This is a genomic window from Pseudomonas sp. R-28-1W-6, assembly GCF_009799925.1.
Taxonomy (GTDB): domain Bacteria; phylum Pseudomonadota; class Gammaproteobacteria; order Pseudomonadales; family Pseudomonadaceae; genus Aquipseudomonas.
Genome location: NZ_WELK01000001.1, coordinates 436,548 through 460,158, shown reverse-complemented (window position 1 = coordinate 460,158; position 23,611 = coordinate 436,548). Strand labels below are relative to the sequence as shown.

Here is a 23,611-nt window from a genome sequence, read left to right as displayed (position 1 = left end):
GCGTTACAGGCGCATCGGCATGACAACGTAGGACGAGTCGTCGTTACCGGCTTCCTGCACCAGGGCACTGCTGTTGGCATCGGAGAGGATCAGACGCACCTGCTCGGTGGTCATCACGCCCAGTACGTCGAGCAGGTAGCTGACGTTGAAACCGATCTCCAGCGAGCCGCCGTTGTAGTCGACTGCCACTTCTTCTTCCGCTTCTTCCTGCTCCGGGTTGTTCGCCTGGATCTTCAGCTGACCGCTGGCCAGCTGCAGACGGATGCCGCGGTACTTCTCGTTGGACAGAATCGAGGTACGGCTGAAGGCTTCACGCAGGGCCTGACGATCACCGACCACCAGCTTGTCGCCACCGCGCGGCAGCACACGCTCGTAATCCGGGAACTTGCCGTCGACCAGTTTCGAGGTGAAGGTGAACTCGCCGGTGGTGGCGCGGATATGGTGCTGGCCGAGGACGATGGCGACTTCGCCATCCTGCTCGGTGAGCAGGCGGGCCAGTTCGAGGATGCCTTTGCGCGGCACGATGACCTGGTGCTTCTCGGTGTTCTCGATGGCCGCTTCCATGGCGCACATGGCCAGACGGTGACCATCGGTGGCGACGGCGCGCAGCACACCGGTCTGCACTTCGATCAGCATCCCGTTGAGGTAGTAGCGCACGTCCTGCTGGGCCATGGCGAAACTGGTGCGCTCGATCAGACGGCGCAGCTTGCTCTGGATCAGCGAGAAGGTCAGCGAACCCGGGCCTTCTTCCACGGTGGGGAAGTCGTTGGCCGGCAGGGTCGACAGGGTGAAACGGCTGCGCCCGGCCTTGACCACCAGCTTCTGCTCGTCGACGCGGATATCGATCAGCGCGTCGTTCGGCAGGCTCTTGCAGATGTCCATCAGCTTGCGTGCCGGTACGGTGATCTCACCCGGCTCGGCGCTGTCTTCCAGGGTCACGCGGCCAACCAGTTCGACTTCCAGGTCGGTACCGGTCAACGACAGCTGTTGGCCTTCGACCACCAGCAGCACATTGGAGAGTACCGGCAAGGTCTGGCGGCGTTCGACGACGCCGGCGACCAGTTGCAGGGGTTTCAACAGGGCTTCGCGTTGAATGGTGAAATGCATGGTCTAGTCCCTTGCCTAATGAGGCTGCGTGTCAGGTAGTCAGGGTGCGCAGCAGGTTCTTGTAGTCCTCGCGGATATCCGCGTCGGATTCCCGCAGTTCGGCAATCTTACGACAGGCGTGCAGAACTGTGGTGTGGTCTCTTCCGCCAAATGCATCGCCGATTTCCGGCAGGCTGTGGTTGGTCAATTCTTTCGACAAGGCCATGGCCACCTGGCGCGGGCGGGCGACCGAACGCGAGCGGCGCTTGGACAGCAGATCGGAAATCTTGATCTTGTAGTACTCGGCCACGGTGCGCTGGATATTGTCGACGCTGACCAGCTTGTCCTGCAGGGCCAGCAGATCCTTCAGCGACTCGCGGATCAGCTCGATGGTGATCGGCTGGTTGGTGAAGTGCGAGTGGGCGATCACCCGTTTCAGCGCGCCTTCCAGCTCACGCACGTTGGAGCGGATGCGCTGGGCGATGAAGAAGGCCGCGTCATGCGGCAGGTCGACCTTGGTCTGCTCGGCCTTCTTCATCAGGATGGCCACACGGGTTTCCAGTTCCGGCGGCTCCACCGCCACGGTCAGGCCCCAGCCGAAGCGCGACTTCAGACGTTCTTCCAGGCCTTCGATTTCCTTCGGATAACGGTCGCTGGTGAGGATGACCTGCTGGCCACCTTCAAGCAGGGCGTTGAAGGTGTGGAAGAACTCCTCCTGGGAGCGCTCCTTCTTGGCGAAGAACTGGATATCGTCGATCAGCAGCGCGTCGACCGAACGGTAGAAGCGCTTGAACTCGTTGATCGCGTTGAGCTGCAACGCCTTGACCATGTCGGCGACGAAGCGCTCGGAATGCAGGTAGACCACCTTGGCATTCGGATTCTTCTTCAGCAGGTGATTACCCACGGCGTGCATCAGGTGGGTCTTGCCCAGGCCGACGCCGCCATACAGGAACAGCGGGTTGTAACCGTGCTTGAGGTTGTCCGCCACCTGCCAGGCCGCCGCGCGGGCCATCTGGTTGGACTTGCCCTCGACGAAGTTCTCGAAGGTGAAAGTGCGGTTGAGGTAGCTGGTGTGCTTCAACGCACCCTCGACCTGAACCGAGCGCTCGGTCGGGCGCGGCGCGGCGACCGGTTGAGGCGAGACCGGCTCACTGACCGGGGCATCCGGCACGGGAGTCGCAACGGGCACCTGGCTACTAATAGAGGGAGCCGGGGCGGCCTGGGGGGCAACACGCGCCGCCGCACTGCGCTTGCTACCGATCAGCATCGACAGGGCAGGCGCCAGGCCGTTGGCCCGTTCGGCCAGCAGCTCCAGCAGGCGCACCAGGTATTTTTCGTTGACCCAGTCGAGCACGAAACGGTTGGGGGCGTAGACGCGCAGTTCATCACCTTCGGCTTCCACCTGCAGTGGGCGGATCCAGGTGTTGAATTGCTGGGCAGGCAATTCGTCGCGAAGCAGCTCAACACACTGCTGCCAAAGTTCAACGGACACGGAAATCCCCTAGGTCGCTACGATCGGCGAGGCAAAAAACAGTCCGCATTGTAGCCGCCGAGACACGAGTTATCCACATGTAAAACGCCTTTCAAGCCAGCAAAATCAAGGATTTATTGCTGTTTCCAGGGGTAACGCAATGTACCGCTAAAGGTTGTGGATAAAGCACCCATAAGCCTGGTGGATAAGACGGGGCTAAAACCTCTGGATAACCTCGCTGTGGGTAACTGGCCATTCGCTGCACAGGCAATCCCCATCCCCGGCACAGGCACAGCACCGGTTACCGACAGCCTTTTGCCCGGCGGTAAGCCCCGTAGACCATGGCCTGCAACGAGTTGTCCACAGAAAAGCGGTTGCTTAAAGCTTTATAAGCACTACAAGTCTTTTAAGAATTTCTTTCCTTTTATCTTCTTTATGCTCAGAAGCCTGGATGGAAATTGACCTGGGGCCGCGCTTTCACTAGAATCGCCGGTCTCTTTAAACGGGGGCCATTCCGGCCCGTAGTGGACCACCCAGGTAAGCACCATGAAACGCACTTTCCAACCCAGCACTATCAAGCGCGCTCGTACCCACGGTTTCCGCGCACGCATGGCCACCAAGAACGGTCGTGCCGTCCTGTCGCGTCGTCGCGCCAAGGGCCGCAAGCGCCTGACCGTCTGATAAACCGGAACGGGTGGTGAGTCAGGACTTCAGCCGGGAAAAGCGTCTGCTTACTCCTCGGCAATTCAAGACAGTCTTCGACTCACCCAGCGGCAAGGCTCCTGGCAAAAACGTCCTGCTCCTCGCTCGCAGCAACGATCTGAACCATCCCCGCCTGGGTTTGGTGATCGGCAAGAAAAGCGTCAAGCTTTCCGTCGAGCGTAACCGCCTGAAACGCCTGATCCGGGATTCGTTCCGGCACCACCAGGAATTATTGGGCGGTCTGGACATTGTCGTGGTGGCACGCAAGGGCCTTGGCGATCTGGACAACGTGGAGCTGCATCAGCAGTTCAGCAAGCTCTGGAAACGCCTGGCCCGCCAGCGACCTAGCCCTGAACCCGAACTCGGACCAGGGGTGAGCGACAGTCCCCATGCGTAAACTGGCTATCCTTCCGATCCAGTTTTACCGCTACGCCATCAGCCCTTTGATGGCCAGTCACTGCCGCTTCCATCCCAGCTGTTCCTGCTACACCCAGGAAGCCATCGAACTGCATGGCGTCCTGCGGGGTAGCTGGCTCGGCATTCGCCGCCTGAGTCGCTGTCATCCCTGGAACCCCGGTGGTTACGACCCGGTTCCGCCCCCTTCTTCCCCTTCGATGACCGAGTAATCCATGGATATCCAACGCTCGATCCTGCTCGTCGCCCTGGCAGTCGTGTCCTATCTGATGGTTCTGCAGTGGAACCAGGACTACGGCCAGGCTGCTCTGCCGACCCAGAGTGCCGCCGTCGCCAGCAACGGCAGCACGCCTGCTCTGCCGGATACGCCGGCCGCCGCCAGCAACCACGACGACATTCCGTCGGCCAATGCCGAGCAGCAGCAACCGGAAAGCCCGGTGGCGGCCACCAGCGATCAGCTGATCCGGGTGAAGACCGACGTTCTCGACCTGGCCATCGACCCGCGCGGTGGTGACATCGTGCAGCTGACCCTGCCGGCCTACCCGCGTCGTCAGGATCATCCGGAGATTCCGTTCCAGCTGTTCGACAACGGTGGCGAGCGCCTGTACCTGGCACAGAGCGGCCTGATCGGCAGCAACGCGCCGGACAAGAGCAGTGGCCGCGCCCTGTGGAGCAGCGCCCAGCAGCAGTACCAACTGGCCGAGGGCCAGGACGAACTGGTGGTCGAGCTGAACTACAGCGAAGCCGGAGTCAACTACATCAAGCGTTTCAGCTTCAAGCGCGGCCAGTACGAGCTGAGCGTGGCCTACCGGATCGACAACCAGTCGGCCCAGGCCTGGAGCGGCAACATGTTTGCCCAGCTCAAGCGCGACAGCAGCGGTGATCCGTCCTCGACCACTGCCACCGGCACCGCGACCTACCTGGGCGCCGCCATGTGGACCAGCGAGGAGCCGTACAAGAAAGTGTCGATGAGCGACATCGACAAGCAGGCCGACAAGGAAACCGTGCAGGGTGGCTGGGTCGCCTGGCTGCAGCACTACTTCGTCACCGCCTGGATTCCGGCCAAGGACTCCAGCAACGTGGTGCAGACCCGCAAGGACAGCCAGGGCAACTACATCATCGGCTTCACCGGGCCGACCCTCAGCGTCGCCGCCGGTGCCCAGGCCGAAACCAGCGCCACCCTGTACGCCGGCCCGAAGATCCAGAAGCACCTGGGCGAGCTGTCCCCGGGCCTGGAGCTGACCGTCGACTACGGCATCCTGTGGTTCCTCGCCCAGCCGATCTTCTGGCTGCTGGAACATATCCACAGCATCCTGGGTAACTGGGGCTGGTCGATCATCGTCCTGACCATCATCATCAAACTGGCGTTCTTCCCGCTGTCCGCCGCCAGCTACAAGTCGATGGCGCGCATGCGTGCGGTATCGCCGAAGCTGGCCGCGCTGAAGGAACAGTTTGGCGACGATCGCCAGAAGATGTCCCAGGCGATGATGGAGCTGTACAAGAAGGAGAAGATCAACCCGCTCGGTGGCTGCCTGCCGATCCTGGTGCAGATGCCGGTATTCCTGGCCCTCTACTGGACCCTCCTGGAAAGCGTGGAAATGCGCCAGGCCCCGTGGCTGCTGTGGATCACCGACCTGTCGATCAAGGATCCGTTCTTCCTCCTGCCGATCATCATGGGCGCCACCATGTTCATCCAGCAGCAGCTCAACCCGACGCCGCCGGACCCCATGCAGGCCAAGGTGATGAAGCTGATGCCGATCATCTTCACCTTCTTCTTCCTCTGGTTCCCGGCGGGTCTGGTGCTGTACTGGGTGGTCAACAACGTCCTGTCCATCGCCCAGCAGTGGTACATTACCCGCAAGATCGAGGCGGCTACGGCGAAAGCCTGACCGTTCTCGCCGCTGCACTGAACGCCCCCTCGTGGGGCGTTTTGCTATCTGTCATTTACTGCCGAGAGAGCCAATCATGAACGCCGCCCGTGAAACCATCGTCGCCGTCGCCACTGCCCAGGGTCGTGGCGGAGTCGGCATCGTGCGGGTCTCCGGGCCACGGGCGCGGGCCATCGGCATCACCCTGAGCGGCCTCGAAGCCAAGCCAAGGCATGCCCACTACGGGCCCTGGCACGACCACCAAGGCGAGGTGATCGACCAGGGCCTGCAGCTGTTCTTCCCCGGCCCGCACTCCTTCACCGGCGAAGACGTGCTGGAACTGCAGGGCCACGGCGGCCCGGTAGTGCTCGACATGCTCCTGCAGCGCTGCCTGCAGCTCGGCGCCCGCCAGGCACGGCCCGGCGAGTTCAGCGAGCGCGCCTTCCTCAACGACAAGCTCGACCTAGCCCAGGCCGAGGCCATCGCCGACCTGATCGAAGCCAGCTCGGCCCAGGCCGCACGCAATGCCCTGCGCTCCCTGCAGGGCGAGTTCTCCCGCCGGGTGCACGGCCTGACCGAGAAGCTGATCGAGCTGCGCATCTACGTGGAGGCGGCGATCGATTTTCCCGAGGAAGAGATCGACTTCCTCGCCGACGGCCATGTGCTCGGCCTGCTGGATGGCGTGCGCGACAACTTATCCACAGTGCTGCGCGAAGCCGGGCAAGGCGCCCTGCTGCGCGACGGCATGACCGTGGTCATCGCCGGCCGGCCCAACGCCGGCAAGTCCAGCCTGCTCAACGCCCTGGCCGGACGCGAGGCGGCCATCGTCACCGAGATCGCCGGGACCACCCGCGACGTGCTGCGCGAACATATCCACATCGATGGCATGCCGCTGCACGTGGTGGATACCGCCGGCCTGCGCGACACCGACGACCAGGTCGAGAAGATCGGCGTGGAGCGGGCGCTGAAGGCCATCGGCGAGGCCGACCGGGTGCTGCTAGTGGTCGACTCGACTGCGCCGGAAGCCGCCGATCCCTTCGCCCTGTGGCCGGAATTCCTCGACCAGCGCCCCGATCCGGCACGGGTCACCCTGATCCGCAACAAGGCCGACCTGTCGGGCGAGGCCGTGGCGCTGGATACCTGCGCGGATGGCCATGTCACCCTCAGCCTGTCGGCCAAGTCCAACGACGGTCTGGATCTGCTGCGTGAACACCTCAAGGCCTGCATGGGCTACCAGCAGACCACCGAGAACAGCTTCAGCGCCCGCCGCCGCCACCTGGAAGCCCTGCGCCAGGCCTCCGGCCACCTCGAGCACGGCCGTGCCCAGCTGACCCTGGCCGGGGCCGGCGAGCTGCTGGCCGAGGATCTGCGTCAGGCCCAGCAAGCCCTAGGCGAGATCACCGGTGCCTTCAGCTCCGACGACCTGCTCGGGCGCATCTTCTCCAGCTTCTGCATCGGCAAATAAACCCGCTTACGCCGCATCCGCCTGCCTGGCCCAAGGCGGATCGCCACTGCCCGGCAGTTATCCAATGAGCCGCAAAGGCGAACCTAAGCCCTGTGGAAAACCCGGCCTAAGCCCAGTCCATAACTGGGTTTGAAAGCTGAAGATAAAACCCGCTGTGTATAACTGGCCATTCCATCCACAGCTAGTGGGCAGCTTGCCCAGTGGAAAGTGCCAGGATCAGCACAGGGTTATCATCCGCTGTACAGCTTGCCAGCAATGGGCTGTAGCGCTTTATCCACAGAAATGGCCTTCACCATACATAAACATAAAAATAAGGCTTTATAAAAATTCATTCTTTTATTCTCTATAAACCTGAAGCCTTACCGACTGGCTATTTTTTGTGCAGAAGGCTTCATTCACTCCGGCTAAGTCCCTATACTTGCGCCCCTTCTCTTTTCCCCCTTTTCAACAGGCACGAGGTGCGTGGTGGACTTCCCTTCCCGTTTTGACGTGATCGTGATCGGCGGCGGTCATGCCGGTACCGAGGCTGCGCTGGCAGCTGCACGCATGGGCGTGAAGACCCTGCTGCTGACCCACAACGTGGAAACCCTCGGCCAGATGAGCTGCAACCCGGCCATCGGCGGTATCGGCAAGAGCCACCTGGTCAAGGAAATCGACGCCCTCGGCGGCGCCATGGCGATTGCCACCGACAAGGGCGGCATCCAGTTCCGTGTGCTCAACAGCCGCAAGGGCCCAGCCGTACGTGCCACCCGCGCCCAGGCCGACCGCGTGCTGTACAAGGCGGCGATCCGCGAGATTCTGGAAAACCAGGCCAACCTGTGGATATTCCAGCAGGCTGCCGATGACCTGATCGTCGAGCAGGACCAGGTCAAAGGCGTGGTCACCCAGATGGGCCTGCGTTTCTTCGCCGATTCGGTGGTACTGACCACCGGCACCTTCCTCGGCGGACTTATCCACATCGGCCTGCAGAACTATTCCGGCGGCCGTGCCGGCGATCCGCCCTCGATCGCCCTGGCCCAGCGCCTGCGCGAGCTGCCGCTGCGCGTCGGCCGGCTGAAGACCGGCACGCCGCCGCGCATCGACGGCCGTTCGGTGGATTTCTCGCTGATGACCGAGCAACCGGGCGATACGCCGATCCCGGTGATGTCCTTCATGGGCAACAAGGACATGCATCCGCAGCAGATCAGCTGCTGGATGACCCACACCAACGCGCGCACCCACGAGATCATCGCCAGCAATCTGGATCGCTCGCCGATGTATTCCGGCGTGATCGAGGGCATCGGCCCGCGCTACTGCCCGTCGATCGAAGACAAGATCCACCGCTTCGCCGACAAGGACAGCCACCAGGTATTCATCGAGCCGGAAGGCCTGACCACCCATGAGCTGTACCCCAACGGCATCTCCACCTCGCTGCCGTTCGATGTGCAGCTCGAGATCGTGCGTTCCATCCGCGGCATGGAGAACGCCCACATCGTGCGGCCCGGCTACGCCATCGAGTACGACTACTTCGACCCGCGCGACCTGAAATACAGCCTGGAGACCAAGGTCATCGGCGGCCTGTTCTTCGCCGGACAGATCAACGGCACCACCGGCTACGAAGAAGCCGGCGCCCAGGGCCTGCTGGCCGGCGCCAACGCCGCGCTGCGCGCGCAGGGCAAGGAAGCCTGGTGCCCGCGCCGCGACGAGGCCTACATCGGCGTACTGGTCGACGACCTGATCACCCTGGGCACCCAGGAGCCGTACCGCATGTTCACTTCGCGCGCCGAATACCGGCTGATCCTGCGCGAGGACAACGCCGACCTGCGCCTGACCGAGAAGGGCCGCGAGCTGGGCCTGGTCGACGACGCGCGCTGGGCCGCGTTCGAAGCCAAGCGCGAAGGCATCGTTGAGGAAGAGCAGCGCCTGAAGAGCACCTGGGTGCGCCCCGGCACTGCGCAGGGCGATGCCATAGTCGAACGCTTCGGCACCCCGCTGGCCCACGAATACAACCTGCTCAACCTGCTCAGCCGCCCGGAAATCGACTACGCCAGCCTGATCGAGCTGACCGGCGCCGGTGCCAGCGACCCGCAGGTCGCCGAGCAGATTGAGATCAAGACCAAGTACGCCGGTTACATCGAGCGTCAACAGGAAGAGATCGAACGCCTGCGCGCCAGCGAAGACACCCAGCTGCCGGCCGACATCGACTACGCCGGGATCTCCGGGCTGTCCAAGGAGATCCAGGGCAAGCTGGGCAATGCCCGTCCGCAGACCCTCGGCCAGGCTTCGCGCATCCCCGGCGTGACCCCGGCGGCGATTTCCCTGCTGCTGATCCATTTGAAGAAACGCGGCGCTGGCCGTCAGCTGGAGCAAAGCGCCTGATGTCTGCCGTCACCCAACGCCATGCCGAAGAACTCGCGCAAGGCGCGCAGATGCTTGGCGTCGAACTGTCCGCCCAGCAGCAGGAACAGCTGCTGGCCTACCTGGCGCTGCTGATCAAGTGGAACAAGGCCTACAACCTGACCGCCGTGCGCAACCCGGACGAGATGGTCTCGCGCCATCTGCTCGACAGCCTCAGCGTGGTGCCCTTCGTCGCCGAGCATGGCGATAACTGGCTGGACGTCGGCAGCGGCGGTGGCATGCCGGGGATTCCCCTGGCCATCCTGTTCCCCGAGCGGCGCTTCACCCTGCTTGATTCCAACGGCAAGAAGACCCGCTTCCTCACCCAGGTGAAGCTGGAGCTGAAGCTGGCCAACCTGGAAGTTATCCACAGCCGGGTCGAAGAGTTCCGTCCCGAGCAGCCGTTCAGCGGCATCTGCTCGCGGGCGTTCAGCTCGCTGCAGGACTTTTCCGACTGGACCCGCCACCTCGGCAACGGCGATACCCACTGGCTGGCGATGAAAGGCGTGCACCCGGACGACGAGCTGCAGGCCCTGCCGGCGGACTTTCGCCTGCAAAGCACGCACGTGCTCAAGGTTCCCGGTTGCCAAGGCCAGCGCCATCTGTTGATACTGCGTCGCTTGGTCTAGGGGGAACGGCAGCATGGCTAAAGTATTCGCGATCGCCAACCAGAAAGGCGGGGTCGGCAAGACCACCACCTGCATCAATCTGGCGGCATCCCTGGTCGCTACCAAGCGCCGCGTGCTGCTGATCGACCTCGACCCGCAGGGCAACGCCACCATGGGCAGTGGCGTCGACAAGCAGACCCTGGAACACTCGATCTACGACGTGCTGATCGGCGAGAGCACGGTCGGCGAGGCCATGCAGTTCTCCGAGCATGGCGGCTACCAGCTGCTGCCGGCCAACCGCGACCTCACCGCCGCCGAAGTCGGCCTGCTGGAAATGAAGATGAAGGAAAGCCGCCTGCGCTATGCGCTGGCGCCGATCCGCGAGAACTACGATTACATACTCATCGATTGCCCGCCGGCGCTGTCCATGCTCACGGTCAACGCCCTGGTCGCCGCCGACGGGGTGATCATCCCCATGCAGTGCGAGTACTACGCCCTGGAAGGCCTGAGCGACCTGGTCAACAGCATCCAGCGCATCGCCGAGCTGCTCAACCCCAGCCTGAAGATCGAAGGCCTGCTGCGCACCATGTACGATCCGCGCATCAGCCTGACCAACGATGTCAGCGCGCAGCTCAAGCAACACTTCGGCGACAAGCTTTACGACGTGGTCATCCCACGCAATGTGCGCCTGGCCGAGGCGCCCAGCTTCGGCATGCCGGCGCTGGTCTACGACAAGCAATCCCGTGGCGCCATCGCCTACCTGGCGCTGGCTGGCGAACTGGTGCGCCGCCAGCGCAGCAACGCCAAAACCGCTACTGCATAAGGAATCCCATGGCCATCAAGAAACGTGGACTCGGCCGCGGGCTCGACGCCCTGCTCGGCGGCACCTCTGCCGCCGCCCTGGAAGAACAGGCGGTACAAGCCGATAGCCGCGAGCTGCAGCACCTGCCGCTGGACCTGATCCAGCGCGGCAAGTACCAGCCGCGCCGCGACATGGACCCGGGCGCGCTCGAGGAACTGGCCAATTCGATCAAGGTCCAGGGCGTGATGCAGCCGATCGTGGTGCGCCCCATCGGCGGCGGACGTTTCGAGATCATCGCCGGCGAGCGGCGTTGGCGTGCCAGCCAGCAGGCCGGGCTGGAGAAGATCCCGGCCATGGTCCGCGAAGTGCCGGATGAGGCCGCCATCGCCATGGCGCTGATCGAGAACATCCAGCGCGAAGACCTCAACCCGATTGAGGAAGCCGTGGCCCTGCAGCGCCTGCAGCAGGAATTCGAGCTGACCCAGCAGCAGGTCGCCGATGCGGTGGGCAAGTCGCGTGCGACCATCACCAACCTGCTGCGCCTGATCGCCCTGCCGGAAGAGATCAAGACCCTGCTGTCCCATGGCGACCTGGAAATGGGTCATGCCCGTGCCCTGCTCGGTTTGCCCCTGGAACAGCAGGTCGAGGGTGCGCGACACGTTGTCGCACGCGGCCTCACCGTACGCCAGACCGAGGCCCTGGTCCGCCAGTGGCTGAACACCAAGGAAAAGCCCGCCGCGGTGGTCAAGTCCGACCCGGACATCAACCGCCTGGAACAGCGCCTGGCCGAGAAGCTAGGGGCTCCGGTGCAGATCAAGCATGGTCAGAAGGGCAAGGGCCAGCTGGTCATCCGCTACAGCTCGCTGGACGAGTTGCAGGGTGTGCTGGCGCATATCCGCTGACACAATTGCTCATTGTTGCCGCTGTAGCGCATGGTCGGAATTCACTACCGGCCAGTTGAACGGGGTGGGAAGCGCCCCTATACTCTGCGCGCATTTTGTCGGCACAAAATATGCCAAGTGCTTGATTTAAGGCGGCCGACGCCAGAGGAACAGTAGTGATGGATGCCCGCACGCCAAACCGCCTGCCCTTCCATCGTTTGCCGGTTTTCCCGGTGCTGCTGGCCCAATTGGCCGTGTTGCTGCTGGCTGCTGCTACCCTGTATGGCTGGCGTGGCCCGGTAAGCGGTTATTCGGGACTCTGTGGGGGGCTGATCGCCTGGCTGCCCAACCTGTATTTCGCCCACAAGGCGTTCCGCTTCAGCGGGGCGCGGGCCGCCCAGAGCATCGTCCGGTCTTTCTATGCCGGCGAAGCGGGCAAGCTGATTCTGACGGCAGCGTTGTTCACGCTGGCGTTTGCAGGAGTGAAACCTCTGGAAGCACTGGCGCTGTTCGGTGTCTTCCTGCTGACTCAGGTAGTCAACTGGTTCGCACCCTTGCTGATGAGAACAAGACTTTCGAGACCTTAGAGCGTTTGAGGCAAACATGGCAGAGCAAACCGCTTCGGGCTACATCCAGCACCACCTGCAGAACCTGACTTTCGGGAAACTGCCGAATGGTGATTGGGGCTTGGCCCACACCGCACAAGAAGCAAAGGAAATGGGCTTTTGGGCATTCCACGTGGATACCCTGGGTTGGTCCGTGTTCCTCGGCTTGATCTTCGTCCTGCTGTTCCGCATGGCCGCCAAGCGCGCCACCAGCGGCCAACCGGGCGGCCTGCAGAACTTCGTCGAAGTGCTGATCGAGTTCGTCGACGGCAGCGTCAAGGACACCTTCCACGGCCGCAATCCGCTGATCGCGCCGCTGGCCCTGACCATCTTCGTCTGGATCTTCCTGATGAACCTGATGGACCTGGTGCCGGTCGACTTCCTGCCGATGCTGGCCGCGACCATCACCGGTAACGATCACCTGTTCTTCCGCGTGGTCCCGACCACCGACCCGAACGCCACCCTGGGCATGGCCCTGTCGGTGTTCGCCCTGATCGTGTTCTACAGCATCAAGGTCAAGGGCATCGGCGGCTTCCTCGGCGAACTGACCCTGCATCCTTTCGGTAGCAAGAACATCGCCGTACAGATCCTGCTGATCCCGGTGAACTTCCTGCTCGAGTTCGTCACCCTGATCGCCAAGCCGATTTCCCTGGCTCTGCGTCTGTTCGGCAACATGTATGCCGGCGAACTGATCTTCATCCTGATTGCCGTGATGTTCGGCAGTGGCATGTTCCTGCTCAGCACCCTGGGTGTTGCGCTGAACTGGGCGTGGGCGGTGTTCCACATCCTGATCATCACCCTGCAGGCCTTCATCTTCATGATGCTGACCATCGTCTACCTGTCGATGGCACACGAAGACAACCACTAAGAGGCGCTTGCCTCTTTGGGTAACGAAAAACGCTTTACCGCTTCACTTTGAAAACCCCTAACCAATACGACATAAAAAGTCGGGAGGAAAGATGGAAACTGTAGTTGGTCTCACCGCGATTGCTGTTGCCCTGCTGATCGGCCTGGGCGCCCTGGGTACTGCCATTGGCTTCGGCCTGCTGGGCGGCAAATTCCTGGAAGGCGCTGCGCGTCAGCCGGAAATGGTTCCGATGCTGCAGGTCAAAATGTTCATCGTCGCCGGTCTGCTGGACGCCGTGACCATGATCGGCGTGGGTATCGCTCTGTTCTTCACCTTCGCGAACCCCTTCGTTGGTCAAATCGCCGGCTAATCACTCGTTCCCGAGTGATTGGTTTGACGAACAACGAACGAGCGAGGTGTTGGCGTGAACATTAATGCAACCCTGATTGGACAGGCCGTTGCGTTCTTCATTTTCGTGCTGTTCTGCATGAAGTTCGTATGGCCTCCGGTCATTACGGCTTTGCGCGAACGCCAGAAGAAGATCGCCGATGGTCTGGACGCCGCCAACCGTGCGGCTCGTGATCTGGAGCTGGCCCACGAGAAAGTGGCCCAGCAACTGCGCGAAGCCAAAACCCAGGCTGCTGAAATCATCGAGCAGGCCAAGAAACGCGGTACTCAGATCGTCGACGAAGCCCGTGATCAGGCCCGTGTCGAAGCTGACCGTGTGAAGGCTCAGGCTCAGGCCGAGATCGAACAGGAACTGAACAGCGTCAAAGACGCCCTGCGTGCCCAACTGGGTGCCCTGGCTGTCGGCGGTGCCGAGAAGATCCTGGGAGCCACCATCGATCAAAACGCGCATGCGGAGCTGGTTAACAAACTGGCAGCCGAAATCTAAGCGAGGGCGATCATGGCAGAACTGACCACGCTGGCCCGACCTTACGCCAAGGCTGCTTTCGAGCACGCCCAGGCCCACCAGCAACTGGCCTCCTGGTCAGCCATGCTCGGCCTGGCTGCAGTGGTGTCGCAAGACGACACCCTGCAACGCGTGCTCAAGGCCCCGCGTCTGACGAGTACAGAAAAGGCCACCACTTTTAATGAAGTGTGTGGTGACAAGTTCGATGCCCAGGCACGCAACTTCATTTCCATCGTCTCCGAACACGGTCGTCTCGACCTGTTGCCGGAAATCGCCGCACTGTTCGAGCTGTACAAGGCCGAGCAGGAAAAGTCGGTGGACGTGGAAGTGACCAGTGCCTTTGCATTGAGCACAGAACAGCAAGACAAACTCGCCAAGGTTCTCAGCGCACGGCTCAGCCGGGAAGTGCGTCTGCACGCGACGGAAGACTCCACCCTCATCGGTGGCGTCGTGATCCGCGCGGGCGACCTGGTTATCGATGGCTCGGTTCGCGGCAAAATCGCGAAACTGGCCGAAGCGTTGAAATCTTGAGTTTGAAGGGGCAGCAGAGCAATGCAGCAACTCAATCCTTCCGAAATTAGTGAAATCATCAAGGGACGTATCGAGAAACTCGACGTCTCTTCCCAGGCTCGTAACGAAGGCACCATCGTCAGCGTGTCTGACGGTATCGTGCGGATCTACGGTCTCGCCGACGTCATGTACGGCGAAATGATCGAGTTCCCGGGCGGCGTCTACGGCATGGCCATGAACCTTGAGCGCGACTCCGTCGGCGCCGTGGTTCTGGGTGCCTACCAGTCGCTGGCCGAAGGCATGAGCGCCAAGTGCACCGGCCGCATCCTGGAAGTTCCGGTTGGTCCGGAACTGCTGGGTCGCGTAGTCGACGCACTGGGTAACCCGATCGACGGCAAAGGCCCGCTGAACAACGTCGCCAGCGACGCGGTTGAAAAGGTTGCGCCGGGCGTGATCTGGCGTAAGTCGGTCGACCAGCCGGTGCAGACCGGTTACAAGTCGGTCGATGCCATGATCCCGGTTGGCCGTGGCCAGCGCGAGCTGATCATCGGTGACCGTCAGATCGGTAAAACCGCTCTGGCCATCGACGCCATCATCAACCAGAAAGACAGCGGCATCCGTTGCGTCTACGTGGCTATCGGTCAGAAGCAATCGACCATCGCCAACATCGTGCGCAAGCTGGAAGAGAACGGCGCCCTGGCCAACACCATCGTGGTGGCTGCGTCCGCTTCCGAATCGGCTGCCCTGCAGTTCATCGCACCGTACGCCGGTTGCACCATGGGCGAATACTTCCGCGACCGCGGTGAAGACGCCCTGATCGTGTACGACGACCTGTCCAAGCAGGCCGTGGCCTACCGCCAGATCTCCCTGCTGCTGCGCCGTCCGCCAGGCCGCGAAGCCTACCCGGGCGACGTGTTCTATCTCCACAGCCGTCTGCTGGAGCGCGCTTCCCGCGTTTCCGAAGAGTACGTCGAGAAGTTCACCAATGGCGCCGTGACTGGCAAGACCGGTTCCCTGACCGCTCTGCCGATCATCGAAACCCAGGCTGGCGACGTTTCCGCGTTCGTTCCGACCAACGTGATCTCGATCACCGACGGTCAGATCTTCCTGGAATCGGCCATGTTCAACTCGGGTCTGCGTCCGGCGGTCAACGCCGGTATCTCGGTATCCCGTGTGGGTGGTGCGGCTCAGACCAAGATCATCAAGAAGCTCTCCGGTGGTATCCGTACCGCTCTGGCTCAGTACCGTGAACTGGCGGCCTTCGCCCAGTTCGCTTCTGACCTGGACGAAGCCACTCGCAAGCAGCTTGACCATGGTCAGCGTGTAACCGAGCTGATGAAGCAGAAGCAATACGCGCCGATGTCCATCGCCGAGATGGCTCTGTCGCTGTACGCCGCCGAGCGTGGCTTCCTGGCTGACATCGAAGTCGCCAAGATCATCAGCTTCGAGCAGGCCCTGATCGCCTACTTCAACCGTGAGAACGCCGCACTGATGGCGAAGATCAACGAGAAGGGCGACTTCAATGACGACATCGATGGCCAGCTGAAAGCCGGTATCGAGAAGTTCAAGGCCACTCAAACCTGGTAAGCCGCAGTGGGGATCGCAAGATCCCCGCTTGCTAACCTGATAGGTGTTACATGGCAGGCGCAAAAGAGATTCGCAGCAAGATTGCGAGCATCAAAAGCACGCAGAAGATCACCAGCGCCATGGAAAAGGTGGCGGTCAGCAAAATGCGCAGGGCACAAATGCGCATGGCGTCGAGCCGTCCCTACGCGGAGCGTATCCGCCAGGTGATTGGTCATCTGGCCAACGCCAACCCGGAATACCGTCATCCGTTCATGATCGAGCGCGAAGTCAAGCGCGTCGGTTATGTGGTGGTGAGTTCGGACCGTGGTCTGTGTGGTGGTCTGAATACCAACCTGTTCAAGGCTCTGGTCAAGGACATGGCGAGCAATCGCGAGCAAGGCGTAGAGGTTGATCTCTGCGTGATTGGCAGCAAGGGTGCGGCGTTCTTCCGCAACTTTGGTGGCAATGTTGTTGCTGCGATCAGCCACCTGGGCGAGGAACCGTCGATCAACGATCTGATCGGCAGCGTCAAGGTCATGCTCGATGCCTACCTCGAAGGTCGCATCGATCGTCTGTCCGTGGTCTCGAACAAGTTCATCAATACCATGACGCAAAAGCCGACAGTGGAGCAACTGGTTCCCCTGGTGGCGACTCCGGATGCTGAGCTCAAGCACCACTGGGACTACCTCTACGAACCCGACGCCAAACAGCTGCTCGACGGCCTGATGGTGCGCTACGTGGAGTCGCAGGTATACCAGGCGGTGGTCGAGAACAACGCGGCTGAACAAGCGGCGCGGATGATCGCGATGAAGAACGCCACCGACAACGCTGGCGAACTGATCAAAGACCTGCAGCTGATTTACAACAAGGCGCGTCAGGCAGCGATCACCCAGGAAATTTCGGAAATCGTCGGCGGCGCTGCCGCGGTTTAAAGAACGGTTCAAATATTCAGAGGAACCAAAGATGAGTAGCGGACGTATCGTTCAAATCATCGGCGCCGTCATCGACGTGGAATTCCCGCGTGATCAGGTGCCGGCAGTCTACGAGGCGCTGAAAGTTGTCGGCGCCGAAACCACTCTGGAAGTTCAGCAGCAGCTGGGCGACGGCGTGGTTCGTTCCATTGCCATGGGTTCGACCGAAGGCCTGAAACGCGGCCTGGACGTCTCCCGTACCAACAAGGCCATCTCCGTACCGGTCGGTAAAGCGACCCTGGGCCGGATCATGGACGTGCTGGGCAACCCGATCGACGAAGCTGGCCCGATCGGCGAAGAAGAGCAGTGGGAAATCCACCGCGCTGCGCCGTCCTACGCGGACCAGGCCGGCGGCAACGAGCTGCTGGAAACCGGGATCAAGGTTATCGACCTGGTTTGCCCGTTCGCCAAGGGTGGTAAGGTCGGTCTGTTCGGTGGTGCCGGTGTCGGCAAGACCGTGAACATGATGGAACTGATCCGTAACATCGCCATGGAACACAGCGGTTACTCCGTGTTCGCCGGTGTGGGTGAGCGTACTCGTGAGGGTAACGACTTCTACCACGAGATGAAGGACTCCAACGTTCTCGACAAGGTAGCCCTGGTTTACGGTCAGATGAACGAGCCGCCAGGCAACCGTCTGCGCGTAGCCCTGACCGGCCTGACCATGGCCGAGAAGTTCCGTGACGAAGGTCGTGACGTACTGTTGTTCGTCGACAACATCTACCGTTACACCCTGGCCGGTACCGAAGTATCCGCACTGCTGGGCCGTATGCCTTCCGCGGTGGGTTACCAGCCGACCCTGGCCGAGGAAATGGGCGTTCTGCAAGAGCGCATCACCTCCACCAAGAACGGTTCGATCACCTCGGTACAAGCCGTATACGTACCTGCGGACGACCTGACTGACCCGTCCCCGGCGACCACCTTCGCCCACCTGGACGCCACCGTCGTACTGTCCCGTGACATCGCCTCCCTGGGTATCTACCCGGCCGTGGACCCGCTGGACTCCACTTCCCGTCAGCTCGATCCGCTGGTGGTTGGTGTGGAGCACTACGAGACCGCGCGTGGCGTGCAGTACGTGCTGCAGCGTTACAAGGAACTGAAGGACATCATCGCGATCCTCGGCATGGACGAACTGTCCGAAGCCGACAAGCAGCTGGTATCCCGCGCTCGTAAGATCCAGCGCTTCCTGTCCCAGCCGTTCTTCGTGGCCGAAGTCTTCACCGGTTCGCCAGGCAAGTACGTTTCCCTGAAGGACACCATCGCTGGTTTCAGCGGTATTCTGAAAGGTGACTACGATCACCTGCCGGAGCAGGCGTTCTACATGGTTGGCAGCATCGAAGAAGCCATCGAGAAAGCCAAGAAACTGTAATCCGTGCGCCCGGCAACGGGCGCTCACCTGAGGCAAGCGTATGGCCATTACTGTCCATTGCGATATCGTCAGTGCCGAAGCGGAGATCTTTTCCGGTCTGGTCGAGATGGTTATCGCGCACGGCAACCTGGGCGATCTCGGTATCGCTCCGGGCCACGCCCCGCTGATCACCGACCTCAAGCCGGGTCCGATCCGTCTGGTAAAACAGGGCGGTGAGCAGGAGGTGTACTACATCTCCGGTGGTTTCCTCGAAGTGCAGCCGAACATGGTGAAGGTCCTGGCCGACACCGTCACTCGTGCTAGCGACATCGACGAAGCAGCAGCCCAGGAGGCCCTCAAGGCCGCCGAAAAGGCCCTGCACCAGCATGGCGCGGAGTTCGACTACGGTTCCGCATCGGCCCATCTGGCCGAGGTCGCAGCCCAGCTGCGTACCGTGCAACAACTGCGCAAGAAGTTCGGCGGCTAAGGCCACCGGCTTCAACAGCGTTGGGATAAAGGGTAGCCTTGGCTACCCTTTTTCTTTTCCGCCGTTTATTCGCGGCCAGTCCCGCTCACGCAGCGCCGTCGACTGACCGCATCAGTTCAGGATCGCACCCCATGTCGCTTGAAATCGTCATCCTCGCCGCCGGCCAGGGCACCCGCATGCGTTCGGCGTTGCCGAAGGTACTGCACCCGGTGGCCGGCAAGTCCATGCTCGGCCATGTCATCGATTGCGCCCGGCAGTTGCAGCCGCAGCGCATCCATGTGGTGATCGGCCATGGCGCCGAGGTGGTGCAGGAGCGACTGGCGGCCCCCGACCTGAATTTCGTCTTGCAGGCCGAGCAGCTGGGTACCGGCCATGCCGTGGCCCAGGCCCTGCCGTTCATCGATGCCGAGCGGGTGCTGATCCTCTACGGCGATGTGCCGCTGATCGAAGCGGAAACCCTGCAGCGTCTGCTGCAGCAGGTCGGCCCCGAGCAACTGGCGCTGCTGACCGTGCGGCTGGACGACCCGACCGGCTACGGCCGTATCCTGCGCAACGCCGCCGGCGTGGTGCAGGCCATCGTCGAGCAGAAGGACGCCAGCGCCGAGCAGCGGGCGATCAAGGAAGGTAACACCGGCATCCTCGCCGTACCCGGCAAGCGCCTGGCCGACTGGCTGGGCCGCCTGTCCAACCACAACGCCCAGGGCGAGTACTACCTCACCGACGTGATCGCCATGGCGGTGGCCGACGGCCTGGTGGTGGCCACCGAGCAGCCGCAGGATGCCATGGAAGTGCAGGGCGCCAATGACCGCCTGCAGCTGTCCCAGCTGGAGCGCCATTACCAGCAGCGCGCCGCCCGGCGCCTGATGGCCCAGGGCGTGACCCTGCTCGACCCGGACCGCTTCGACCTGCGTGGCGAAGTGACGGTCGGCCGCGACGTGCTGATCGATGTGAACGTGATCCTCGAAGGCCGGGTGGTGATCGAGGACGGCGTACAGATCGGCCCCAACTGCGTGATCAACAACAGCACCCTGCGTCGCGGCGCCATCGTCAAGGCCAACAGCCACCTGGAAGGTGCCGAGCTGGGCGAGGGCGCCGACTGCGGCCCGTTCGCCCGCCTGCGCCCGGGGGCCAGGCTGGGCGCCAAGGCCCATGTCGGCAACTTCGTCGAGCTGAAGAATGCGGTGCTGGGAGCGGGCGCCAAGGCCGGCCACCTGAGCTACCTGGGCGATGCCGAGATCGGCGCGCGCACCAACATCGGCGCCGGCACCATCACCTGCAACTACGATGGCGCCAACAAGTTCCGCACCGTGCTGGGCGAGGACGTATTTATCGGCTCCAACAGCTCCCTGGTGGCACCGCTGACCCTGGGCGATGGCGCCACCACCGGTGCCGGCTCGACCGTGACCCAGGACGTACCGGCCAAGACCCTGGCCGTGGGCCGGGCCAAGCAGCGCAATATCGAAGGCTGGAAGCGTCCGACCAAGAAGTAGGTTGGGTCGGCCCGCGTAGGTTGATTCGCGAAGCGAAGAAGCCCAATGGGCATCACCAGCTCTGATTAGAAAAAGGCGGCCCAGGCCGCCTTTTGTCCGTTTCAGGCTTGACCCTGAGCTTTCGTTAGGTTTTGATTCGCACACTTATCTTTCGAATCGAAACTTAATGATCTCCAAGCGCAATACGCCACAGCGCCGCCACACCATCCTCGCCCTGCTCAACGAGCAGGGCGAGGTCAGTGTCGACCAGCTGGCCAGCGCCTTCGCCACCTCCGAAGTGACCATCCGCAAGGACCTCGCCGCCCTGGAGAAAAACGGCCTGCTGCTGCGCTGCTACGGCGGCGCGGTATCCATGCCGCAGGAGCTGATCGGCGAGCCGGCGCAGCCGGTATCCAGCCACAAGCAGGCCATTGCCCGTGCCGGCGTCGAACGCATTCGCGAACATGCGCGGATCATCATCGACAGCGGCACCACCACGGCGGCGATGATCCCCCAGCTCGGCTACAAACCCGGCCTGGTGGTGATGACCAACTCGCTGAACGTGGCCAACGCCCTGCGCGACATCGAGCACGAGCCGGTGCTGCTGATGACCGGTGGCACCTGGGATCCGCACTCGGAGTCCTTCCAGGGCCAGGTCGCCGAACAGGTGCTGCGCTCCTATGATTTCGACCAGCTGTTCATCGGCGCCGACGGCATCGACCTGCAGCGTGGCACCACCACCTTCAACGAGCTGCTGGGCCTCTCAAGGGTCATGGCCGAGGTGGCGCGCGAAGTCATCGTCATGGTCGAGAGCGACAAGATCGGCCGCAAGATTCCCAACCTGGAGCTGCCCTGGAGCAGCGTCCATACCCTGATCACCGACGACCGCCTGGATGCCCAGGCTGCCGAACAGATAAAGGCGCGCGGCATCACCCTGATCCTCGCCGCCGTGCAACCCTAGGAGAACAGCCATGTGTGGCATCGTTGGCGCCGTCGCCGAACGCAATATTACCCCGATCCTGGTCGAAGGCCTCAAGCGCCTGGAGTACCGCGGTTACGACAGCGCCGGCGTGGCGGTCTTCACCCAGAGCGGCCAGTTGCAGCGTTGCCGCCGGGTCGGCAAGGTCGCCGAATTGGGCCAGGCCCTGGCCGGCGAGCCGCTCAACGGCCATCTGGGCATCGCCCACACCCGCTGGGCCACCCATGGCGCGCCCAGCGAGCGCAACGCCCACCCGCACTTCTCTGGCAATGATCTGGCTGTGGTGCACAACGGCATCATCGAGAACCACGAAGAACTGCGCGCCCGCCTGCAAGGCCTGGGTTACGTCTTCAGCTCGGATACCGATACCGAAACCATCGTCCACCTGCTGCAGCACAAGCTCGCCGAACACGGCGACCTGACCGCCGCGCTCAAGGCCGCGATTCCCGAGCTGCACGGCGCTTACGGCCTGGCGGTGATCAGCGCCCAGCAGCCCGATCGCATCCTCGCCACCCGCAGCGGCAGCCCGCTGGTGATCGGCCTCGGCCTGGGCGAGAACTTCCTCGCCTCCGACCAGCTGGCCTTGAGGCAAGTGACTGACCGTTTCATGTACCTGGAAGAAGGCGACATCGCCGAGATCCGCCGCGACAGCGTGCAGATTTGGGACGCCAGCGGCCGCTCGGTACAGCGCGAGCAGGTGCAATACCACGAAGGCGCCGAGGCCGCCGACAAGGGCGAATACCGCCATTTCATGCTCAAGGAAATCCACGAGCAGCCCAAGGTCGTGCAACGCACCCTGGAAGGCCGCCTGGGCACTGACCATGTACTGGTCCAGGCCTTCGGCCCGCAGGCCGCCGAGCTGTTCGCCAAGGTGCGCAACGTACAGATCGTCGCCTGCGGGACCAGCTACCACGCCGGCATGGTTGCCCGTTACTGGCTCGAAGGCCTGGCCGGCATCCCCTGCCAGGTCGAAGTGGCCAGCGAGTTCCGCTACCGCAAGGTGGTGGTGCAGCCGGACACCCTGTTCGTCAGCATCTCCCAGTCCGGCGAAACCGCCGACACCCTGGCAGCCCTGCGCAACGCCAAGGAGCGCTCTGTGGACAACGGCGGCTACCTGGCCAGCCTGGCCATCTGCAACGTCGGCATCAGCTCCCTGGTGCGCGAGTCCGATCTGACCCTGCTGACCCAGGCCGGCCCGGAAATCGGCGTGGCCTCGACCAAGGCCTTCACCACCCAGCTGGTCGGCCTGATGCTGCTGACCCTGGCCCTCGGCCAGGTACGCGGCACCCTCGAAGCCGGCGTGGCAGCCGAACTGGTGGAAGAACTACGGCGCCTGCCGACCCGCCTGGGCGAAGCCCTGGCCATGGACAAGACCGTGGAGAAGATCGCCGAACTGTTCGCCGAGAAGCACCACACCCTGTTCCTCGGCCGCGGAGCGCAGTACCCGGTGGCCATGGAGGGCGCGCTCAAGCTCAAGGAAATCTCCTACATTCACGCCGAAGCCTACCCGGCCGGCGAACTCAAACACGGCCCGCTGGCCCTGGTCGACAGCGACATGCCGGTGGTCACCGTGGCGCCGAACAACGAGCTGCTGGAAAAGCTCAAATCCAACCTGCAGGAAGTCGCGGCCCGCGGCGGCCAACTGATCGTCTTTGCCGACCAGCAAGCCGGCCTGAGCAACGGCGAAGGCACCCACGTGGTCAACATGCCGCACATCCACGACGCCCTGGCGCCGATCCTCTACACCCTGCCGCTGCAGCTGCTGTCGTATTACGTGGCGGTGTTCAAGGGCACGGATGTGGATCAGCCGCGTAATTTGGCGAAGTCGGTAACAGTGGAATAAGGGCAAAACGACAGAAGCAGGTCAGTTCTCGCGGATGCAGCGCTCGTACTGACCTGCGTACTTCTTGTCGAAATTCAGCGGTTCCGGTGTTTCCAGCTCTGCGGATGTGTTGAGCAACTGATGGGTCTGGATGTCGTACTGCACCCAGCCCATCGTGCCGGAACCGTCTGTATCGAACACTACCTGGGCAGAGACCGTCTCGCCCTGATCGTCGTCGATTAGTAGATTCGCCTTATCCTTTGTCACGTAGGTGAAGGGGAAATTGCTGCTGCGCACCAGTTCGGTTAGATAGCCGTAGCACTGGCTGCGGTCATTCTTGAGTGTGCTGACGTCAGCCTGTGCCGCCCCGAACAGTAAGGTGAACAGGGTGAGTGGAACGAGGGTGTAGCGTGTGATCACG

At 62.4% G+C, this 23,611-nt stretch carries 24 protein-coding genes; 21 read left to right on the top strand and 3 right to left on the bottom strand.

Annotation, left to right across the window (positions count from 1 at the left end; all coding sequences use genetic code 11):
* Positions 1-3: 3 nt before the first annotated feature.
* Together dnaN and dnaA are read right to left on the bottom strand one after the other, a co-directional pair.
* Complete coding sequence (dnaN, locus tag F3I62_RS02040; RefSeq protein WP_160488018.1) at positions 4-1,107, bottom strand: DNA polymerase III subunit beta; 1,104 nt, start codon at positions 1,105-1,107, stop codon at positions 4-6.
* Between the two features lie 31 nt (positions 1,108-1,138).
* Positions 1,139-2,578 (bottom strand): chromosomal replication initiator protein DnaA, encoded by a 1,440-nt coding sequence (gene dnaA / locus F3I62_RS02035; RefSeq protein ID WP_160488017.1) that lies wholly within the window; start codon positions 2,576-2,578, stop codon positions 1,139-1,141.
* 525 nt (positions 2,579-3,103) lie between these two features.
* On the opposite strand from dnaA, the gene rpmH reads away from it, so the two are divergent.
* From rpmH to glmS, 21 genes are all read left to right on the top strand, one after another.
* Positions 3,104-3,238, top strand: a complete 135-nt coding sequence (gene rpmH / locus F3I62_RS02030) for a 50S ribosomal protein L34 (RefSeq protein WP_003246698.1) — start codon at positions 3,104-3,106, stop codon at positions 3,236-3,238.
* 13 nt (positions 3,239-3,251) lie between these two features.
* On the top strand, positions 3,252-3,656 hold the full coding sequence (gene rnpA, locus F3I62_RS02025) for a ribonuclease P protein component (protein ID WP_160488016.1): 405 nt from the start codon (positions 3,252-3,254) through the stop codon (positions 3,654-3,656).
* On the top strand, positions 3,649-3,885 hold the full coding sequence (gene yidD, locus F3I62_RS02020) for a membrane protein insertion efficiency factor YidD (protein ID WP_160077411.1): 237 nt from the start codon (positions 3,649-3,651) through the stop codon (positions 3,883-3,885). The genes rnpA and yidD overlap by 8 nt, the downstream gene beginning before the upstream one ends.
* 3 nt (positions 3,886-3,888) lie before the next feature.
* Positions 3,889-5,562 carry a membrane protein insertase YidC gene (yidC, locus tag F3I62_RS02015; protein ID WP_160488015.1) on the top strand — a complete coding sequence of 558 codons (1,674 nt, stop codon included), beginning with the start codon at positions 3,889-3,891 and terminating at the stop codon, positions 5,560-5,562.
* A gap of 76 nt (positions 5,563-5,638) precedes the next feature.
* Positions 5,639-7,006 carry a tRNA uridine-5-carboxymethylaminomethyl(34) synthesis GTPase MnmE gene (gene mnmE, locus F3I62_RS02010; protein ID WP_160488014.1) on the top strand — a complete coding sequence of 456 codons (1,368 nt, stop codon included), beginning with the start codon at positions 5,639-5,641 and terminating at the stop codon, positions 7,004-7,006.
* Between the two features lie 465 nt (positions 7,007-7,471).
* Complete coding sequence (mnmG, locus tag F3I62_RS02005; protein WP_160488013.1) at positions 7,472-9,364, top strand: tRNA uridine-5-carboxymethylaminomethyl(34) synthesis enzyme MnmG; 1,893 nt, start codon at positions 7,472-7,474, stop codon at positions 9,362-9,364.
* Complete coding sequence (gene rsmG, locus F3I62_RS02000) at positions 9,364-10,011, top strand: 16S rRNA (guanine(527)-N(7))-methyltransferase RsmG (RefSeq protein WP_160488012.1); 648 nt, start codon at positions 9,364-9,366, stop codon at positions 10,009-10,011. Before mnmG ends, rsmG begins: the two co-directional genes overlap by 1 nt.
* 13 nt (positions 10,012-10,024) lie before the next feature.
* Positions 10,025-10,813 carry a ParA family protein gene (locus F3I62_RS01995; protein WP_160488011.1) on the top strand — a complete coding sequence of 263 codons (789 nt, stop codon included), beginning with the start codon at positions 10,025-10,027 and terminating at the stop codon, positions 10,811-10,813.
* Positions 10,814-10,821: 8 nt separating this feature from the next.
* The gene (locus tag F3I62_RS01990; protein ID WP_160488010.1) at positions 10,822-11,694 is read left to right on the top strand and encodes a ParB/RepB/Spo0J family partition protein; all 873 of its coding nucleotides are present in this window, start codon (positions 10,822-10,824) and stop codon (positions 11,692-11,694) included.
* Between the two features lie 158 nt (positions 11,695-11,852).
* Positions 11,853-12,260 carry a F0F1 ATP synthase subunit I gene (locus F3I62_RS01985; RefSeq protein WP_160077425.1) on the top strand — a complete coding sequence of 136 codons (408 nt, stop codon included), beginning with the start codon at positions 11,853-11,855 and terminating at the stop codon, positions 12,258-12,260.
* Positions 12,261-12,276: 16 nt separating this feature from the next.
* Positions 12,277-13,146, top strand: coding sequence for a F0F1 ATP synthase subunit A (atpB, locus tag F3I62_RS01980; RefSeq protein ID WP_160077427.1), 870 nt, complete (start codon positions 12,277-12,279; stop codon positions 13,144-13,146).
* 91 nt (positions 13,147-13,237) lie between these two features.
* Positions 13,238-13,495 carry a F0F1 ATP synthase subunit C gene (atpE, locus tag F3I62_RS01975; protein ID WP_003097235.1) on the top strand — a complete coding sequence of 86 codons (258 nt, stop codon included), beginning with the start codon at positions 13,238-13,240 and terminating at the stop codon, positions 13,493-13,495.
* Positions 13,496-13,549: 54 nt separating this feature from the next.
* The gene (locus F3I62_RS01970) at positions 13,550-14,020 is read left to right on the top strand and encodes a F0F1 ATP synthase subunit B (RefSeq protein ID WP_160077429.1); all 471 of its coding nucleotides are present in this window, start codon (positions 13,550-13,552) and stop codon (positions 14,018-14,020) included.
* 12 nt (positions 14,021-14,032) lie between these two features.
* Complete coding sequence (locus F3I62_RS01965; RefSeq protein WP_160488009.1) at positions 14,033-14,569, top strand: F0F1 ATP synthase subunit delta; 537 nt, start codon at positions 14,033-14,035, stop codon at positions 14,567-14,569.
* Between the two features lie 21 nt (positions 14,570-14,590).
* Positions 14,591-16,135 carry a F0F1 ATP synthase subunit alpha gene (gene atpA, locus F3I62_RS01960; protein ID WP_160488008.1) on the top strand — a complete coding sequence of 515 codons (1,545 nt, stop codon included), beginning with the start codon at positions 14,591-14,593 and terminating at the stop codon, positions 16,133-16,135.
* Between the two features lie 50 nt (positions 16,136-16,185).
* Positions 16,186-17,046: a F0F1 ATP synthase subunit gamma gene (gene atpG, locus F3I62_RS01955; RefSeq protein WP_160077435.1), complete on the top strand. Its 861-nt coding sequence runs from the start codon at positions 16,186-16,188 to the stop codon at positions 17,044-17,046.
* A gap of 31 nt (positions 17,047-17,077) precedes the next feature.
* The gene (gene atpD, locus F3I62_RS01950; RefSeq protein WP_160488007.1) at positions 17,078-18,454 is read left to right on the top strand and encodes a F0F1 ATP synthase subunit beta; all 1,377 of its coding nucleotides are present in this window, start codon (positions 17,078-17,080) and stop codon (positions 18,452-18,454) included.
* 40 nt (positions 18,455-18,494) lie between these two features.
* A complete protein-coding gene (locus F3I62_RS01945; RefSeq protein WP_160077439.1) occupies positions 18,495-18,920 on the top strand; it encodes a F0F1 ATP synthase subunit epsilon in 426 nt (141 codons plus the stop codon).
* Between the two features lie 131 nt (positions 18,921-19,051).
* Positions 19,052-20,410 (top strand): bifunctional UDP-N-acetylglucosamine diphosphorylase/glucosamine-1-phosphate N-acetyltransferase GlmU, encoded by a 1,359-nt coding sequence (gene glmU, locus F3I62_RS01940; RefSeq protein WP_160488006.1) that lies wholly within the window; start codon positions 19,052-19,054, stop codon positions 20,408-20,410.
* 166 nt (positions 20,411-20,576) lie between these two features.
* Positions 20,577-21,350, top strand: a complete 774-nt coding sequence (locus tag F3I62_RS01935; protein WP_160488005.1) for a DeoR/GlpR family DNA-binding transcription regulator — start codon at positions 20,577-20,579, stop codon at positions 21,348-21,350.
* Positions 21,351-21,360: 10 nt separating this feature from the next.
* Positions 21,361-23,211, top strand: a complete 1,851-nt coding sequence (gene glmS, locus F3I62_RS01930) for a glutamine--fructose-6-phosphate transaminase (isomerizing) (RefSeq protein WP_160488004.1) — start codon at positions 21,361-21,363, stop codon at positions 23,209-23,211.
* Positions 23,212-23,232: 21 nt separating this feature from the next.
* Here glmS and F3I62_RS01925 read toward each other — a convergent pair whose 3' ends face one another.
* On the bottom strand, positions 23,233-23,610 hold the full coding sequence (locus F3I62_RS01925; protein ID WP_160488003.1) for a hypothetical protein: 378 nt from the start codon (positions 23,608-23,610) through the stop codon (positions 23,233-23,235).
* Between the last annotated feature and the right edge of the window lies 1 nt (position 23,611).

Excerpts from the sequence above, each read along its gene's own strand:
- dnaN (WP_160488018.1), bottom strand. The coding sequence starts at position 1,107 with ATGCATTTCACCATTCAACGCGAAGCCCTGTTGAAACCCCTGCAACTG.
- rpmH (WP_003246698.1), top strand. The coding sequence starts at position 3,104 with ATGAAACGCACTTTCCAACCCAGCACTATCAAGCGCGCTCGTACCCAC.
- yidD (WP_160077411.1), top strand. The coding sequence starts at position 3,649 with ATGCGTAAACTGGCTATCCTTCCGATCCAGTTTTACCGCTACGCCATC.
- yidC (WP_160488015.1), top strand. The coding sequence starts at position 3,889 with ATGGATATCCAACGCTCGATCCTGCTCGTCGCCCTGGCAGTCGTGTCC.
- mnmE (WP_160488014.1), top strand. The coding sequence starts at position 5,639 with ATGAACGCCGCCCGTGAAACCATCGTCGCCGTCGCCACTGCCCAGGGT.
- rsmG (WP_160488012.1), top strand. The coding sequence starts at position 9,364 with ATGTCTGCCGTCACCCAACGCCATGCCGAAGAACTCGCGCAAGGCGCG.
- F3I62_RS01995 (WP_160488011.1), top strand. The coding sequence starts at position 10,025 with ATGGCTAAAGTATTCGCGATCGCCAACCAGAAAGGCGGGGTCGGCAAG.
- F3I62_RS01990 (WP_160488010.1), top strand. The coding sequence starts at position 10,822 with ATGGCCATCAAGAAACGTGGACTCGGCCGCGGGCTCGACGCCCTGCTC.
- F3I62_RS01985 (WP_160077425.1), top strand. The coding sequence starts at position 11,853 with ATGGATGCCCGCACGCCAAACCGCCTGCCCTTCCATCGTTTGCCGGTT.
- atpB (WP_160077427.1), top strand. The coding sequence starts at position 12,277 with ATGGCAGAGCAAACCGCTTCGGGCTACATCCAGCACCACCTGCAGAAC.
- atpE (WP_003097235.1), top strand. The coding sequence starts at position 13,238 with ATGGAAACTGTAGTTGGTCTCACCGCGATTGCTGTTGCCCTGCTGATC.
- F3I62_RS01965 (WP_160488009.1), top strand. The coding sequence starts at position 14,033 with ATGGCAGAACTGACCACGCTGGCCCGACCTTACGCCAAGGCTGCTTTC.
- atpA (WP_160488008.1), top strand. The coding sequence starts at position 14,591 with ATGCAGCAACTCAATCCTTCCGAAATTAGTGAAATCATCAAGGGACGT.
- atpG (WP_160077435.1), top strand. The coding sequence starts at position 16,186 with ATGGCAGGCGCAAAAGAGATTCGCAGCAAGATTGCGAGCATCAAAAGC.
- atpD (WP_160488007.1), top strand. The coding sequence starts at position 17,078 with ATGAGTAGCGGACGTATCGTTCAAATCATCGGCGCCGTCATCGACGTG.
- F3I62_RS01945 (WP_160077439.1), top strand. The coding sequence starts at position 18,495 with ATGGCCATTACTGTCCATTGCGATATCGTCAGTGCCGAAGCGGAGATC.
- glmU (WP_160488006.1), top strand. The coding sequence starts at position 19,052 with ATGTCGCTTGAAATCGTCATCCTCGCCGCCGGCCAGGGCACCCGCATG.
- F3I62_RS01935 (WP_160488005.1), top strand. The coding sequence starts at position 20,577 with ATGATCTCCAAGCGCAATACGCCACAGCGCCGCCACACCATCCTCGCC.
- glmS (WP_160488004.1), top strand. The coding sequence starts at position 21,361 with ATGTGTGGCATCGTTGGCGCCGTCGCCGAACGCAATATTACCCCGATC.